Genomic DNA, 15,987 nt, shown 5'->3' with positions numbered 1-15,987 from the left:
TAGATAATGTAAAATATAGGTTGATTTTTGTTTTGTCGTAGATGACGGTGACGCCAAGAAGTAAAAATACCATCCAAGGGAGCTTCAACATGTCCGTACACCCGAAGTCCGCCGTCTGGCTTGCCGCCATCGCCGCCACCCTCGCCATCGCCGGCGGCCCTGCATCCGCGCAGGTACAGGAGCGCACGATCCGCTGGGGTCACCTCAACAACACCGATCATCCCGTCAGCAAGGGCGTGCAGAAGTTCACCGAACTCGTTGCGGCCAAGAGCGGCGGCAAGATGAAGGTGCGCGAATATCCCGCTAACCAGCTTGGCTCCGAGATGCAGCAGCAGTCGGCATTGCGCGCCGGCACGCAGGAGATGCAGTCGCCAGCGACGACCTCGCTGGTCGGCATCGTCAAGGATTACGGGCTGATCGATTTCCCGTTCATCGTCTCGACGCCGAAGCAGGCCGACGCGCTGCTGGACGGCCCGCTCGGCTCGGCCCTGCTGGCCAAGCTGCCGGAAAAGGGTCTGATCGGTCTCGGCTATTGGGATCTCGGCTTCCGCAACGTCACCAACAGCCGCCGCCCGATCACCAAGGGCGAAGACCTCGACGGCATTAAGATCCGCGTGATCCCGAACCCGGTCTATCTCGAGACCTTCAAGGCGTTCAACGCCAATCCGGTGCCGATGAGCTTCTCCGAGCTCTACACCGCGCTGGAAACACGCACGGTGGACGGCCAGGAAAATCCGTTCTCGGTGATCCTGTCGAACAAGTTCTACGAGGTGCAGAAATATCTCAGCGTCACCAACCACACCTACTCCACCAACATCATCCTGGTCAGCAAGGTGTTCTGGGACAAGCTCTCCAAGGACGAGCAGAAGATCCTGCAGGATGCAGCCAACGAGGCGCGCGACTATCAGCGCAAGGTCAGCCGCGATGCAGCCGCGGCTTCCGTCGGCGAGCTGAAGGCCAAGGGCATGGAAGTCAACGAGATCGCGCCGGCCGAACTGAACAAGATGCGCGACAAGACCAAGCCGATCGCGGCAAAATTCTCTGCCGACTACGATCAGGAGATCGTCAAGCTGTTCAACAGCGAACTTGAGCGCGTTCACAAGGACTGAGCCGCGCATCACCAACCGTCACTACGCGACGATCCCACGCTCACTGCGAAAGCATCCATGTCCGCTTCATCAACTAGTGCGACAAGCAGGATCGTCGAAGCCTATTACCGGTCGATCAAGATCGTCATGGCGGTGTTGCTTGCCGCCATGGTGGTCCTGGTATTCGGCAATGTCGTGCTGCGTTACGTCTTCAACTCGGGCATCGCCATTTCCGAGGAGCTGTCGCGCTGGCTATTCGTCTGGATGGTGTTTCTCGGCGCCATCGTCGGCCTCCGCGAACATGCCCATCTCGGCGTCGACAGTTTCGTGAAGCTGCTATCGCCGACGGGCCGCAAGATCTGCTACGCGCTCAGTCACGCGCTGATGCTCTACGCCTCTATATTGCTTACCGAAGGCTCGTGGAAACAGACGGTGCTGAACTGGGACACGACAGCGCCCGCCTCCGGTCTCTCCGTCGGCCTGTTCTACGCCGCAGGTCTCGTCTTCGGCGTCGCCTCGATCCCGATCCTGCTGCATGACCTGTATCGGCTTTTCACCGGACAGGTGTCGACAGATGACCTGATCGCCATCAGCGAGTCCGAGGAACAGGTCCCGGCAACGTCGTCTCACGCCAACGGGAACGACCGCCGATGACCCTCAGCATCTTCACTTTCTCGCTGCTCGGCGCGATGGCCATCGGCATGCCGATCGCATTCGCTTTGATCATCTGCGGCATCGCGCTGATGACCTATCTGGATATCTTCGACTCCCAGATCATCGCGCAGAACGTCATCAATGGCGTCGACTCCTTCCCGCTGATGGCGGTGCCGTTCTTCATTCTGGCCGGCGAGATCATGAACACCGGCGGCCTCGCCCGACGTATCCTGAATTTCGCCATCGCTATTGTCGGCCATTTGCGAGGCGGGCTCGGCTATGTCGCCATTCTCACCTCCTGCATCCTGGCATCGCTATCCGGCTCGGCCGTCGCCGACGCCGCCGCGCTCGGCGCACTGTTGGTCCCTATGATGGTTGCGGCCGGACATAACCGCGCCTCCGCAGCCGGCCTCGTCGCCGCCGGCGGCATCATCGCGCCGGTGATCCCTCCTTCGATCGGATTCGTGATCTTCGGCGTTGCCGCCGGCGTTTCCATCTCAAAACTGTTTCTCGCCGGCGTGGTGCCGGGCCTGATGCTCGGCGGCAGCCTGTGCTTCGCCTGGTGGTGGGTTGCACGCAATGAGAACTCGGTGAGTCCGCCGCGCCAGAGCCTAGCGCAGATCTTTCGCGCGCTGATCGACGGCTTCTGGGCCTTGATGCTGCCGATGATCATCGTTTTCGGCTTGCGCTTCGGCATCTTCACGCCGACCGAAGCGGCCGTCGTCGTCGCGGTCTATTCCTTCATCGTCGCCACCTTCGTCTATCGGGAGCTGACCTTCCCGCAACTGGTCAAGATCCTGATCAGCTCGGCCCAGATCACCGCCGTGGTGATGTTCCTTGTCGCCGCGGCGCTGGTGTCGTCATGGCTGATTACGGTGGCCGAAATCTCCAGCCAGATCGTCGAGCTCGCCCGCCCCTTCATGGGCAACCAGACGCTTCTCATGATCGTGTTGATGACCATTGTCGTCATCGTCGGCACCGCACTCGACATGACACCAACCATACTGATCCTGACGCCCGTGTTGATGCCGATTGTCCGCGAGGCCGGTATCGATCCGGTCTATTTTGGCGTGCTGTTCATCATCAACAACGCGATCGGACTGATCACGCCGCCGGTCGGCGTGGTGCTCAACGTGGTGTGCGGCGTGGCGAAGGTGAGCATGGACGAGATCATGCGCGGCGTCTGGCCGTTCATGATCGCACAATTGGTGGTGCTGGCGCTGCTGACGCTGTTTCCGTCGCTCGTGATGGTGCCGGCGAAGTGGCTCGGCGGCTAGAAGGAAGTTCGATAATGAAACGCGTGATGATCCTCAACGGTCCCAACCTCAACCTGCTCGGCGTGCGGGAGCCGCACATCTACGGAACCACCACGCTCGACCAGATCAAGGCCAGTTGTGAGGAACAGGCGGTCAAACTCAAACTGGCGCTGGCGTTCCACCAGTCGAACCACGAGGGCATTTTGGTCGACCTCATCCAGTCGGCCCGTCAGGATGCCGACGCCATCATCATCAATCCCGCGGGCTATTCATTCACCTCGATCGCCATGCTCGACGCGATGAAGGCCTTCGAGGGACCGATCGTGGAGCTGCACATCTCCAATATCCACGCCCGCGACAAGTATCATCGCCATTCTGTGCTCTCGCAGGCTGCCACCGCTGTGATCTGCGGTCTCGGACCGTACGGCTATGTCGCAGCGATGCTGGCGGTCGCGCAGATGCCCACGCGCTGATCGCGCCGGACCGATGCGGCCCTCATTCGCGGATCAACATGCTCTGGGGCTTGGTGAGTACGTCGGGGTGGAGAATGGCGGCAAGGGTCGCTGCCGGTAGCAAGCCTTTTTCGAGCACCAGATCGTAGACGCTGCGGCCGGTCGCATGGGCCTCGACCGCGACGGCGGTCGCATTGGCGTAGCCGATATAGGGATTGAGCGCAGTGACGAGACCGATCGAATTCTCGACATAGGCACGGAGACGTTCGCGGTTCGCAGTAATACCCGAGACACAACGCTTCTCCAGCGTCAGGCAAGCCTCCCGCATATGACTGACGCTCTTGAACAGGCTGTGCGCGATGATTGGCTCAAACGCGTTGAGCTGAAGCTGGCCAGCCTCGGCCGCAAAGGTCACCGTGAGATCGTTGCCGATCACCTCGAACGCGACCTGGTTCACGACTTCGGGAATAACGGGGTTCACCTTGCCCGGCATGATCGAGGAACCTGCCTGTACCGCCGGGAGATTGATCTCGTTGAGACCGGCGCGCGGGCCGCTCGACAGCAGCCGGAGGTCGTTGCAGATCTTGGAAATCTTGACGGCCACCCGCTTGAGCACGCCTGATAGTTGAACGAACGAACCGCAGTCCTGCGTGGCCTCGATCAGGTTTACGGCGGTGACCAGCGGCATGCCGGTGATGGCGACGAGATGTAGGCAGACCAGACGCGCGTAGTCCGGATGGGACGCGATCCCGGTGCCGATGGCTGTCGCACCCATGTTGATCTCGCAAATCAGCAAGGCCGCCTCGCGCAATCGCTCCTCGTCTTCGCCGATCATGACGCCATACGTGCTGAACTCCTGACCGAGCGTCATGGGTACCGCATCCTGCAACTGGGTGCGGCCCATTTTCAGGACATCCTTGAACTCGTCCGCCTTGCGCTCGAATCCCTTTCGCAACACGGCCATCGCGTCGATCAGGTGAAACACGCCGTGATAGGTCGCGATCTTCAACGCCGTGGGATACACGTCGTTGGTGCTTTGGCTCATATTGACCTGTTCGTTCGGGTGCAGATGCCCGTAGTCGCCTTTGCCATGACCGAGAATTTCGAGGGCGCGATTGGCGATCACCTCATTTGCGTTCATGTTGGTGGAGGTCCCGGCGCCGCCCTGGATGACGTCCACCACGAACTGGTCATGCAGGCGACCGGCGCGAATTTCTTCGCAAGCAGCGATGATCGCATCGCCGCGTACCTTGTCGAGCAGCCCCAGCTCCATATTCGACAGTGCCGCCGCCTGCTTGATCGCGGCGAGCGCACTGATGAGTTCGGGATAGATGGAAATCGGAATCCCGGTGATCGGAAAATTTTCGACCGCCCTGAGCGTATGAACACCGTAGTAAGCGTCGGCTGGAATATCGCGGTTGCCCAACAGGTCGTGCTCGCTGCGCGTATCGTCGATCATGTCAGATTTTCCTGAGTTGTCGCCGTAAACAGGCACCTTGAAAGCGATGATCTCGTCTGCCGCCCTGATCCCCCTCGCATCCCGTGACCTTTCGAAGCATAGCACCTCGAACGCATATGTTGCCGGCTATATCGTATCCGCCGTTGCCCAATTTATGGAGGCAGCGCGCAAGCGTCTCAACCCGCCCGCGCCGCCCGGCGCAGCGCCTGCGGCGGCTGGCCGAAACTGCGAATGAAGGCACGGCGCATCCGTTCCGGATCGCGAAAGCCTGCCGACTGCGCGATCAGCTCAATGGCTTCGCTGGAATCCTGTACGCGCTGCCTGGCCACTTCGACGCGAAGCCGCTCGATGGCCTTCGAAGGTGTGGCCCCCGTCTCGGCGATGAACGCACGCGTAAAATGTCGCGCGCTCATGCCGGCCTGCTCGGCCAGTTGCTCAACGGTAAGCGCATGATCGAGATGCTCGCGTGCCCAGCTCAACAGCGGCGCGAAACGGCCGGTCGGCGCCTTCAATTCGAGCAGCGACGAGAACTGCGACTGACCACCGCCGCGACGATGATAGAGCACGAGCTGCCGTGCTGTGGCCCGGGCAACCTCGTCACCATGGTCTTCAACGATCATCGCCAGCGCCAGATCGATGCCCGCACTGATGCCGGCCGAACTCCAGATATTGCCGTCACGTGCGAATATCCTGTCGGGTTCGAGCTTCACGCGCGGATAGTTCGCGAGGAAATGCCGCGTATGCCGCCAATGCGTCGTCGCCTGACGGCCGTCGAGAATGCCCGCTTCGGCCAGAACATAGGTGCCGGAACACACACTGGCGACGCGGCAGCCGTGCCCCGCGGCCTTGCGGACAAAGGCCAGGATGCGCGGACATGTTGCCGCTGCACGCACACCCTCTCCGCCGACAACGATCAGGGTCTGAAGCGCTGCCGCCGAGCGCAGTCCTCGTGCCAATAACACCACACCCGACGAACTCGCGATCTCACCGGCGTCGGCCGCGATCACCTTGATCACTGGCGGCGCGCCGGCAATGCGGCCCGCGATCTCGAATGCGGAAATCGGTCCGGCGGCGTCGAGAAGCTGGAATTTCGGAAAAACCAGAATGCCGATCATCGCGTCACGTCCATCACCCGCGCTCAATGTCCTTTAATGAGGGATTTATGCCATTTGTGACATGAGGCGATCATGACAGGCTGACCCGGTCAAGTGCCAAGTCATCAAGTGCTATGTCAGGAGATTGTCATGACCACGCCCATCCAGATCGGGTTCGTTCTGTTTCCAAACGTCACGCAGCTCGATTTTACCGGGCCGCTCCAGGTGCTTACACGCGTTCCGGGCGCACAGGTGCATCTGGTCTGGAAGCGGATCGAACCGATCACCAGCGACACCGTGCTGGCCATTCTGCCGACCACCACATTCGCCGAATGCCCGCAGCTCGACGTGATCTGCGTGCCCGGTGGCGCCGGCGCCGATGATGCGATCCATGATGAGGAGACCCTGACATTCCTGCGGAAGCAGGCGACCCGTGCGCGCTACGTGACGTCGGTTTGCACGGGCTCGCTGGTGCTGGGCGCGGCCGGCCTGCTGCGGGGGTACCGCGCGGCAACGCACTGGTCGGCCAGGCCGTTCCTGTCGCATTTCGGCGCGATCCCGGACGCCTCACGCGTCTGCATCGACCGCAACCGCGTCACCGGCGGAGGCGTCACCGCGGGCATCGATTTCGCGCTGACGCTGACATCGATCATGCTGGATCGCAAAACCGCTGAAATGATTCAACTGGGGATCGAATACAATCCGGCGCCGCCCTTCAATGCCGGCTCACCAGAGACGGCACCACCGGACGTGCTTGCCGGTCTGACTGCAAGAGCCGGCGGCTGGAAACAACGCGAAGCGTCGGTTCAGCGCGCCGCGGCACGGCTCGTGCAACCGGTCGTGCAGAACGGGTGAGTGGTCAGGAGCCCGGCGTCCAGGCCTGATAGTCGCCCGTCGCCTTCGGGCGGCGACCGCTGGCCAGCGTCGAACCGGACGGACGATAGGCCGCCGGACTGCCGGTCAGGTTTGGCTGATGCGGCTTCTGCCATTCGCGCGGCGTATAGTTCTCTTCGGTCGGCGGCACATCGACTGTGTGGTGGATCCAGCCATGCCAGTCCGGCGGGATCTTGGTGGCTTCGGCATAGCCGTTATAGATCACCCAGCGGCGCTCGAAGCCCAGGGTCGGATCGATCTTGCCGCCCTTGGTGCGGTAATATTTGTTGCCCTGCTCGTCGGTGCCGACCAGTTCGCCGAATTTACGGGTCCAGCGATTCGTCCCGAAGGTCGTGCCGCTCCACCACGTGAAGAAGTTCAGCAGAAACTGTTTCATATTATGCGCCGATCGATGGTTTCTCGGGGGCGTTGATGCCATCCGGGCCGCCAAATGTCCAGTTGCCGCCGCGACGGATCGCCGCCTGCAACTGATCGTGACAGGCCTCGTATCGGCTTCTCCCGAGTCCTACCTCGAAAGCACCCGCTGTCGTGGAATCGGCGTAATTCGTTCATGCCGCATACAGTTCGGGACTGACACTCTGACCCTGCACAATAACAGTGCGGCGGCAGGGAACGGCAATCCCTTCACGGGGTTGAAAATGCATCCCATACAGGAGCAGACGATGACGAATTTGAAGATTTTAAGCGTCGCGGCAGCGATCGCAGTCGCAATTCCCGCCTTCGCAGCAACGCCAAGCTTTGCGCAGAATACCAAGGTCGTGGGCGTTGGCCCCGGCGGTCAATCGCACACGATCGGCACCTTCCGCGGCGGTGGCGGACCCCGCCCGGGCGGCGGTGGCGGCTGGCACGGCGGCGGTGGCCCACGCTTTGGTGGTGGTGGTGGTGGTGGCTGGCACCATGGCGGTGGTTGGCGCGGCGGTGGCTTCGGTCCGGGCTTCGCCGCCGGCGCAATCATCGGCAGCGGTATCGCAGCCAACAGCTATTACGGGAATTCCTACGGCTATTACGGCGGTAGCCCGTATTACGGTAGCAGCTATTATGACGACGCCCCTGATGTGGTCGAAGTCGCTCCAGACACCGGCGGCGGCGACGTGGATTACTGCATCCGCACCTACAAGTCGTACAATGTGCGCACCGGCACCTATCTCGGCTATGACGGCCTGCGCCACGCCTGCCCGTAACGCTAAACGCGACAGTTTAAGCATTCTGCAGGACGGTGCCTTAGGGCATCGTCCTTTGTCGTTTCAGGGTTGCGCCCGGCGTTTCAAGGTCTAAGAACATTGGAGGCGGCGCGCGGGAAACATTCATGGAACTCGGGCGTAGTGTCCTGGGACCTCTCGGCTGATTGGATGGTCGAAAGCGTCGGGTGTGAGCAGGTCAGTGGTGGACGCGTCAAACAAGCCCAGAGCCGCCAAGCTTCACGCCAACGAGGCCGAGCGACTGAAAGCGCTGCGCTCATACGGCATTCTCGATACCGCCATCGAGCCATCATTCGACGACATCACCAAGATCGCCAGCTATGTCTGCCAGACGCCGATGTCGGTCATTAACCTGATCGACGATGGGCGCCAATGGTTCAAGTCAGAGATCGGGTTCGGCGTGCGGGAAACCCCACTCGAAGACTCAATCTGTGCTCACGCCATTCTTGAACAGAACTTTCTCGAGATCGAGGACACCACCAAGGACCCGCGATTCGACTGCAATCCGCTGGTGACGGGCATTCCCCATCTGCGATTCTACGCCGGTGCATTGCTGCGTACACCGGACGGACTGCCGCTCGGCACCGTCTGCGTTCTCGACGTGAAGCCACGCGTGTTATCGACAGCGCAGCGCGAGGTGCTCGCTGCCCTCGCCCGCCAGGTCATGTCGCAGATGGAGTTCCGCCGCGCGTTGCATCTGTCGGATCGGCTGCAGCGCAACATCAGCCGCCTGATGGCGGTGGCCGGCCACGACCTCAAGCAGCCGCTACAGGTCATGATCATGGCCATCGACCGTATCCGCCGCAAGCTCACCGACGAAAAGGACCGCGAGCGGCTCGGCTATGCCATCGATGCCGGCATGCGGATGGCGGAAGAACTCGATCGCCTCGCCGAAACATCGGTGCTGGATGCAGGCTTCGGCACGCCCAGCCTCCGCTCCTTTCCGATCTCGGACGTGTTCGAGTCGATCCTCGCCAATTGGAGCCTGCACGCCGAAGCCAAGGGCCTCGAACTGGTCGTGGTGCCGAGCAAGGCCCATGTGGTCAGCGATCCCGGCATGCTCCGCGCCATCCTCGGCAATCTCGTTGGCAACGCCATCAAATACACTGATCACGGCCGCGTGCTGGTTGGCTGCCGCAAGCACGGCAATGCATTGACGATCGAGGTGCTGGATTCCGGCACCGGCATCGCCACCGAGCAACTCACGTCGATCTTCGATGCCTTCCACCAGATCAACCCGTCCAGCGAAGGCCTCGGTCTCGGCCTGTCGATCGTACGGCGCACCGCCGAAACACTCGGTCATGAGATCGAGGCGAAGTCGGATCTCGCCCACGGCTCGCACTTCACCGTCAAAGTGCCGCTGGCCGCGAGCAGTCCCTGACGGTCATTGGCGTCGGACGATCCGTCGCCTACCCCCTTGTCGCCAGCGCGACGCCCGCGAGGGTGAACGCCAGGGCTGCGATCTGCGTGATCCCCAGCGGCTCGCGCAGCGCAATCGCGGAACTGACGACGCCGATCACCGGCACCGCCATCGTACCGATCGCCGCCACCGAGGCCGGCAAGTGTTTCAGCGCCGCGAACCAGCAGACATAAGCCACGCAGAGCGCAATCAGGATGACATAGGCGATCATCCCGAGGCCCAGCGGCGTCAAGGCCGAGAGATGCGGGCTTTCGAAGATCAGGCCCAGCAATAACACCGGCACGCAGCCGATTCCGATCTGCCAGGCAGACGACGTCATCAGCGGCAGCGAGAGACCGAATTTCTTGGCCAACACGGCGCCGAGCGCAAAGCCGAAGCCACCCAGCAGCGCCAGGGCAATACCCGGCAATTTCTCTTCGCTTGCGGCGAGACCGTCGCCTCCCATCAAGGCGGCGATGCCTGCAAAGGCCATCAGCATCGCGACGATCCGCTGGCCGGACAGACGCTCGCCGAGGATCAGCCAGGCCAGTCCCGCAGCCCAGACCGGCATCGTGAAGGCGACGACCGCCGCTTCGCCGGCTGGCAGCCACAACAACGACAGGCCGACGAACGCCATCCAGCCGAACACGTTCAGCGCCGCCAGGATGCAGAGCGGAAGCCACTGATGGCGTGGCACGCGCAGGCTCTCCCCGCGCCAGACCGCAATCCCGGCGAGGAGAAGCGCGCCGACGATCCCGGTACCGCCCCGTATCGACAGCGGTGGCCATTCCAACAGCAGCGCTTTCGACACCGGCCAGTTGAGTCCCCAGGCGATGGAGGCGGTCGCCAGCAGAGCGAGACCGATCGGAGCGATTCGCGCACGCGGCGTGGGAGCATCTGGCATTGTCATGGACGGCAACCGGCTGGGGAATCGGCGCAAACCTGCGCGCAATTGAAGGGGCTGACTACTGCCGGTGGCGGGAACCTGTCCTGCGGTCATCAGCGTGGCCTGAGTCCGCCAAACGCAATCCCCAGATGACAAAATAAAGTTGGGCTGTGAACAGTGGGCGCAGCTCGGATTCCAGACAGTTTTAGAAATATTTTTGGCTTCCGAATCCATGAGGACTCACCGATACTTGGCACCAATCGAGGTGAGGCTTGTCCCCTTGGTTATCCACCCTTTCCACCATATTTAGTATTTGATTCAGGAACCCCGACTACTCCTTGACGGGCGAGTTCGGTTTGGCCTAGTTTTCGAACTGTTCGGCGCGGGTCGTTTTTTGTCCCGCCGGACGCTCCCAAACGGGTTCCAGATTGACCGCTCCGTCCTCCAGTCGAGGCTACGGGATCGGGGATTTGCGTCCTGGAATCCGGGCCGGAAAGTCGGCGTTTGGAGCACTAAAAAACGGGCCGGAAACCGGCTCAAACGACGCGTAGAGGCGTTAGGATCGATCGACCCGCAAATGCGGGGAAGCCCGATCCAGGGAAGCATGAACCCGGCAGTTCCGGGTGGCCGATATGACGGCCAGCACATGCTCCACAGAGACAAACAGGACCGGGTTCACCCGGCCGAGCTGCGGCAAACTTAAGGCACCCATGGCGCAATCCTGGGGACAACTTGAGACCGCAAACTGAAATCGCCGGCGCCACCAGATGGGGTGTCGGACTAAGACGGGGCACGACCGAGATGCAGATTCAACGCCGCTACACCACCGACGGACAGTCCCCTTACGCAGGGATCGACTTCCGACTGACCACGTCCGAAATCCGGAATCCGGATGGCTCCGTGGTGTTCAAGCTTGAAGGCGTCGAAGTGCCCGACTCGTGGTCGCAGGTCGCCTCCGACGTGCTGGCGCAGAAGTATTTCCGCAAAGCCGGCGTCGCCGCGAAACTGAAGAAGGTCGAGGAAGAGACCGTGCCGTCATGGCTGTGGCGCTCGGTGCCGGACACCGAGGCGCTGGCCGCTTTGCCCGAGAAAGAGCGCTTCGTCTCCGAGCTCTCGTCCAAGCAGGTGTTCGATCGCCTCGCCGGCTGCTGGACCTATTGGGGCTGGAAGGGCGGCTACTTCACGTCGGAAGCCGACGCACACGCTTTCCATGACGAACTGCGCTTTATGTTGGCCAAGCAGATGGTCGCGCCGAATTCGCCGCAGTGGTTCAACACCGGGCTTCACTGGGCCTACGGCGTTGATGGTCCCGGCCAGGGCCACTATTACGTCGACTGGAAGACCGGCAAGCTGACCAAGTCGAAGTCGTCCTACGAACATCCGCAGCCGCATGCCTGCTTCATCCAGGGCGTCGAGGACGATCTGGTCAATGAAGGCGGCATCATGGACCTGTGGGTACGTGAAGCCCGTTTGTTCAAGTACGGCTCGGGCACCGGCTCGAACTTCTCGAAGCTGCGCGGCGAAGGCGAGAAGCTGTCGGGCGGCGGACGCTCGTCGGGCCTGATGTCATTCCTCAAGATCGGCGATCGTGCTGCGGGCGCCATCAAGTCGGGCGGCACCACGCGTCGCGCGGCCAAGATGGTGGTGGTCGATGCCGACCATCCGGATATCGAGACCTATATCGACTGGAAGGTGAAGGAAGAGCAGAAGGTCGCTGCCCTCGTCACCGGGTCGAAGATGAACCAGAAGCACCTCAAGGCCATCATGAAGGCCTGCGTGAATTGCGAAGGTTCGGGCGACGACTGCTTCGATCCCGAGAAGAACCCGGCGCTGCGCCGCGAGATCAAGCTCGCCCGCCGCTCGCTGGTCACCGACAACATGATCAAGCGCGTCATCCAGTTCGCCAAGCAGGGCTACAAGGATATCTCCTTCGATATCTACGACACCGACTGGGACTCCGAGGCCTATCTCACTGTTGCCGGCCAGAACTCCAACAACTCCGTCTCGCTGAAGGACGATTTCCTGCGCGCGGTCGAGACTGACGGCAATTGGGACCTGATCGCCCGCAAGGACGGCAAGGTCATGAAGACCATCAAGGCCAGGGATCTCTGGGAAAAAATTGGCTACGCCGCCTGGGCGTCGGCCGATCCCGGCCTGCACTTCAACACCACCATGAACGACTGGCACACCTGCAAGTCGTCGGGCGATATCCGCGCGTCCAATCCGTGCTCGGAATACATGTTCCTGGACGACACGGCATGTAATCTCGCCTCGGCGAACCTGCTGACCTTCTATGACACCGCCAGCTCGACCTTCGACATCCACGCCTACGAGCATCTCTGCCGGCTGTGGACCATGGTGCTCGAAATCTCTGTCATGATGGCGCAGTTCCCGTCGAAGCCGATCGCCGAACTCTCCTACGAGTTCCGCACGCTGGGCCTCGGCTATGCGAACATCGGCGGCCTGCTGATGACCATGGGTCTGTCCTACGACTCCAAGGAAGGCCGCGCGCTGTGCGGCGCCCTCACCGCTGTCATGACCGGCGTCAGCTACGCGACCTCGGCCGAGATGGCCAAGGAGCTTGGCCCGTTCCCCGGCTACAAGAAGAACGCAGCCCACATGCTGCGCGTCATCCGCAACCATCGCCGTGCCGCCCACGGCGAAACCCGCGGCTATGAAGGCCTCGCCGTCGCCCCCGTGGCGCTGGACCATGCCTCCTGCCCGCAGGCCGACATCGTCACCCGTGCCAAGATTGCCTGGGATCTCGCCCTCGAACTCGGCGAACTCCATGGCTATCGCAACGCCCAGACCACCGTCGTGGCGCCGACCGGCACCATCGGCCTGGTGATGGATTGCGACACCACCGGCATCGAGCCTGACTTCGCGCTGGTGAAATTCAAGAAGCTCGCCGGCGGCGGCTACTGGAAGATCATCAACCGCGCCGTCCCCGCAGCACTGCGCAAGCTCGGCTATCGCGAGAGCGAGATCGCCGAGATCGAGGCCTATGCCGTCGGCCACGGTTCGCTGTCCAACGCGCCGGGCATCAATGCTTCGACCCTGAAAGCCAAGGGCTTCACTGACGAGGCGCTGAAGAAGGTCGAGGCAGCATTGCCGACCGCCTTCGACATCAAGTTCGCCTTCAACAAGTGGACCTTCGGTGAAGACTTCCTGCGCGACACCCTCAAGATCGAGGCCGAAGCCATTGCCGCTCCGGGCTTCGACCTGCTCGCAGCCCTCGGCTTCACCAAGCGCGAGATCGAAGCCGCCAACGTGCACATCTGCGGCGCGATGACGGTGGAAGGTGCTCCGCACCTGAAGGCCGAGCACTACAGCGTGTTCGATTGCGCCAATCCCTGCGGCAAGGTCGGCAAGCGTTATCTCTCGGTGGAAAGCCACATCCGCATGATGGCGGCGTCGCAGCCCTTCATCTCGGGTGCGATCTCCAAGACCATCAACATGCCGAACGACGCCACGGTGGAGGACTGCAAGTCCGCATACCTGCTGTCATGGAAGCTCGCGCTGAAGGCCAACGCGCTGTATCGCGATGGCTCCAAGCTCTCGCAGCCGCTCAACTCGCAGCTCATCAGCGATGAGGACGAGGACGAGGATGCGCTGGAGAACCTGATGGAGAAGCCGATGGCGGCCCGCACCGCCGCGATCTCCGAAAAGGTTGTCGAGCGTCTGGTCGAGCGCATCGTGGTGATGCGCGACCGCGAGAAGATGCCGGATCGCCGCAAGGGCTACACCCAGAAGGCGGTCGTTGGCGGGCACAAGGTCTATCTGCGCACCGGCGAATATGACGACGGCCGGCTCGGCGAGATCTTCATCGACATGCACAAGGAAGGCGCGGCCCTGCGCTCCTTCATCAACAACTTTGCCATCGCCGTCTCGCTGGGTCTCCAGTATGGCGTGCCGCTGGAAGAGTATGTCGACGCCTTCACCTTCACCCGCTTCGAGCCCGCGGGCCCGGTGCAGGGCAATGACAGCATCAAGTTCGCGACCTCGATCCTCGACTATGTGTTCCGCGAACTCGCGGTGTCCTACATGTCGCGCTTTGATCTCGGCCATGTCGACGTATCCGAAGCGGGCTTCGATGCGCTGGGCAAGGGCGAGGAAGAAGGCAAGGCGCCGGATGGCGCGAACAAATACGTCTCCAAGGGCCTGACCCGCTCGCGCACCGACAATCTCGTCGTCATGCGCGCGCCAGCCCCGGCCGACAACACCGACGCCCGCGGTTCGGGCAACGTGACCTCGCTGAACGCGTCGGGCGCCACCGCCCGCCACGGCAGCGGAGATGCCGCGGTGGCCCTCAAGACCGCCGAGCCCGAGCACCAGCTCTCGCCGACCGAAAAGCTCGAGGCGCAAGCCTGGAGCAAAGCCGGCAGCGCCGCAGCCGCCGCGCCAAGCAAGGCCGAACGCCGCGCCGAAGCGAAAGCCAAGGGCTATGAAGGCGACATGTGCGGCGAGTGCTCGAACTTCACGCTGGTGCGGAATGGGACCTGCATGAAGTGCGATACGTGCGGTTCGACAACCGGGTGTAGTTGATTATGCCAACGGCGGCCTTGGCGCGGTTCCGCACATCGATGACCTCTGCCTGATCGTTATGCCGCCGCTCTTCGATACAAAAAGCAAAACCCGCCTGCGGCGGGTTTTTCCGTTTGATTAATCGACAGAATCTCTTCCGTTGAGGAGGACGGCCCTGCGCAGCGGCTCCCGCCATTGCAAGCAAGCAGGGCCGTTCATCGCTGCGGACTATATCGCTCGGTTGACCGCCTCTTGCTGAGAAAGAACTCCATGCCCCCGTCAGGGGGTGGATCACGGCTACCAACCCGAACATTTTGCGAAGACGTTATTCGCAGAATTCGCACGTCTACCGTTTTCTTAAACCGGTGAAAATATTTGAATCGAAACGCTCGCGTCGCATGAAGCTGCGCATCTGACCAGAACAAAGGCCCGGCGACGAAGGAACAATACCTCTTTTCCGACTAATAGACTCCACGACTGTTCGACTTAAGTTATTCGCTTTTTGGCCACGCTTTTTGATTTCAGTTTGCGCGGTGTGCGCCGTCTATTCTGCGGGTTTGAAAAATGACCCAGTGGGAAACGGATTCCAAACCCGTTGCTTTGGTCTTCCGGAATGAATTGCAGTCCATAATGCGACATGAGCGCCGTTTGCACGACCGCTGCACCTTCAGATCACGATGTCGGGCGTCCAGCCGGTCATAGCTTCTGCCAACGGCGTCCCCTTCGCGACCGCGGCCATCGCCGAACACGATGCTACGCCGGACGCCATACGTCACATGATTGCGGCTCATCCGGAGTGCTCGACGGTCGTCATTGATATGGTCAAACGGACCGTTTGGGATACCGTCCTAAACTATCCGGCGCCGGTGGTTCTTTTCCCAATGAGGCGCGAGGCTCACGAGATTGAACTTGCTGTTCGGGACTACAGAGATCTTCAGCCGTATCAATCCTCCGGTGTCAATCGGCGTTCAAATTTGACCCCGGATCGGCGTCCAATTTTGACCCCTTTGAGCGTGCTGGTTTGGGGGTAGCGCTCGTCTCGTCGGAGCTGGCCGGGGTTGCGGAGACGAGACGAGCGCGGG

At 61.6% G+C, this 15,987-nt stretch carries 12 protein-coding genes and 1 pseudogene; 8 read left to right on the top strand and 5 right to left on the bottom strand.

What is annotated here, in order from left to right; genetic code table 11:
* Positions 1 to 89 precede the first annotated feature (89 nt).
* The 4 genes from CIW50_RS20920 to aroQ are packed head-to-tail and all read left to right on the top strand — an operon-like array spanning position 90 to position 3,471.
* Positions 90 to 1,109: a TRAP transporter substrate-binding protein gene (locus CIW50_RS20920; protein ID WP_149533125.1), complete on the top strand. Its 1,020-nt coding sequence runs from the start codon at positions 90 to 92 to the stop codon at positions 1,107 to 1,109.
* 57 nt (positions 1,110 to 1,166) lie between these two features.
* A complete protein-coding gene (locus CIW50_RS20915) occupies positions 1,167 to 1,742 on the top strand; it encodes a TRAP transporter small permease (protein WP_149533124.1) in 576 nt (191 codons plus the stop codon).
* Entirely contained in the window at positions 1,739 to 3,019 is a 1,281-nt protein-coding gene (locus tag CIW50_RS20910; RefSeq protein ID WP_149533123.1) for a TRAP transporter large permease subunit, read from the top strand. Before CIW50_RS20915 ends, CIW50_RS20910 begins: the two co-directional genes overlap by 4 nt.
* 14 nt (positions 3,020 to 3,033) lie before the next feature.
* Entirely contained in the window at positions 3,034 to 3,471 is a 438-nt protein-coding gene (gene aroQ / locus CIW50_RS20905) for a type II 3-dehydroquinate dehydratase (protein ID WP_149533122.1), read from the top strand.
* Between the two features lie 22 nt (positions 3,472 to 3,493).
* Here aroQ and aspA read toward each other — a convergent pair whose 3' ends face one another.
* Positions 3,494 to 4,909 (bottom strand): aspartate ammonia-lyase, encoded by a 1,416-nt coding sequence (gene aspA / locus CIW50_RS20900; protein WP_149533121.1) that lies wholly within the window; start codon positions 4,907 to 4,909, stop codon positions 3,494 to 3,496.
* 176 nt (positions 4,910 to 5,085) lie between these two features.
* On the bottom strand, positions 5,086 to 6,024 hold the full coding sequence (locus tag CIW50_RS20895) for a GlxA family transcriptional regulator (RefSeq protein WP_149533120.1): 939 nt from the start codon (positions 6,022 to 6,024) through the stop codon (positions 5,086 to 5,088).
* A gap of 129 nt (positions 6,025 to 6,153) precedes the next feature.
* Here CIW50_RS20895 and CIW50_RS20890 point away from each other — a divergent pair, with 129 nt between their 5' ends.
* The gene (locus tag CIW50_RS20890) at positions 6,154 to 6,858 is read left to right on the top strand and encodes a DJ-1/PfpI family protein (protein WP_149533119.1); all 705 of its coding nucleotides are present in this window, start codon (positions 6,154 to 6,156) and stop codon (positions 6,856 to 6,858) included.
* A gap of 4 nt (positions 6,859 to 6,862) precedes the next feature.
* On the opposite strand, the gene CIW50_RS20885 is transcribed toward CIW50_RS20890, so the two are convergent.
* Positions 6,863 to 7,273, bottom strand: coding sequence for an NADH:ubiquinone oxidoreductase subunit NDUFA12 (locus CIW50_RS20885; RefSeq protein WP_149533118.1), 411 nt, complete (start codon positions 7,271 to 7,273; stop codon positions 6,863 to 6,865).
* A gap of 286 nt (positions 7,274 to 7,559) precedes the next feature.
* Between CIW50_RS20885 and CIW50_RS20880 the strand changes: the two genes are divergently transcribed.
* Both CIW50_RS20880 and CIW50_RS20875 read left to right on the top strand, forming a co-directional pair.
* Positions 7,560 to 8,078: a BA14K family protein gene (locus CIW50_RS20880; protein WP_149533117.1), complete on the top strand. Its 519-nt coding sequence runs from the start codon at positions 7,560 to 7,562 to the stop codon at positions 8,076 to 8,078.
* Positions 8,079 to 8,280: 202 nt separating this feature from the next.
* Positions 8,281 to 9,477 carry a GAF domain-containing sensor histidine kinase gene (locus tag CIW50_RS20875; protein WP_197738386.1) on the top strand — a complete coding sequence of 399 codons (1,197 nt, stop codon included), beginning with the start codon at positions 8,281 to 8,283 and terminating at the stop codon, positions 9,475 to 9,477.
* A 28-nt stretch (positions 9,478 to 9,505) separates the two neighbouring features.
* Here CIW50_RS20875 and CIW50_RS20870 read toward each other — a convergent pair whose 3' ends face one another.
* Positions 9,506 to 10,405: a DMT family transporter gene (locus CIW50_RS20870; protein ID WP_246664383.1), complete on the bottom strand. Its 900-nt coding sequence runs from the start codon at positions 10,403 to 10,405 to the stop codon at positions 9,506 to 9,508.
* A gap of 777 nt (positions 10,406 to 11,182) precedes the next feature.
* Between CIW50_RS20870 and CIW50_RS20865 the strand changes: the two genes are divergently transcribed.
* A complete protein-coding gene (locus CIW50_RS20865) occupies positions 11,183 to 14,926 on the top strand; it encodes a vitamin B12-dependent ribonucleotide reductase (RefSeq protein WP_149533115.1) in 3,744 nt (1,247 codons plus the stop codon).
* A gap of 936 nt (positions 14,927 to 15,862) precedes the next feature.
* Here CIW50_RS20865 and CIW50_RS29825 read toward each other — a convergent pair.
* Positions 15,863 to 15,987 (bottom strand): annotated as a pseudogene (locus tag CIW50_RS29825) (IS21-like element helper ATPase IstB); the annotation flags it as partial.

Source organism: Tardiphaga sp. P9-11, assembly GCF_008329525.1.
Classification (GTDB): Bacteria; Pseudomonadota; Alphaproteobacteria; order Rhizobiales; family Xanthobacteraceae; genus Tardiphaga.
The sequence above is the reverse complement of the archived record's forward strand: the minus strand, read 5'-3'. Positions and strand labels throughout refer to the sequence as shown.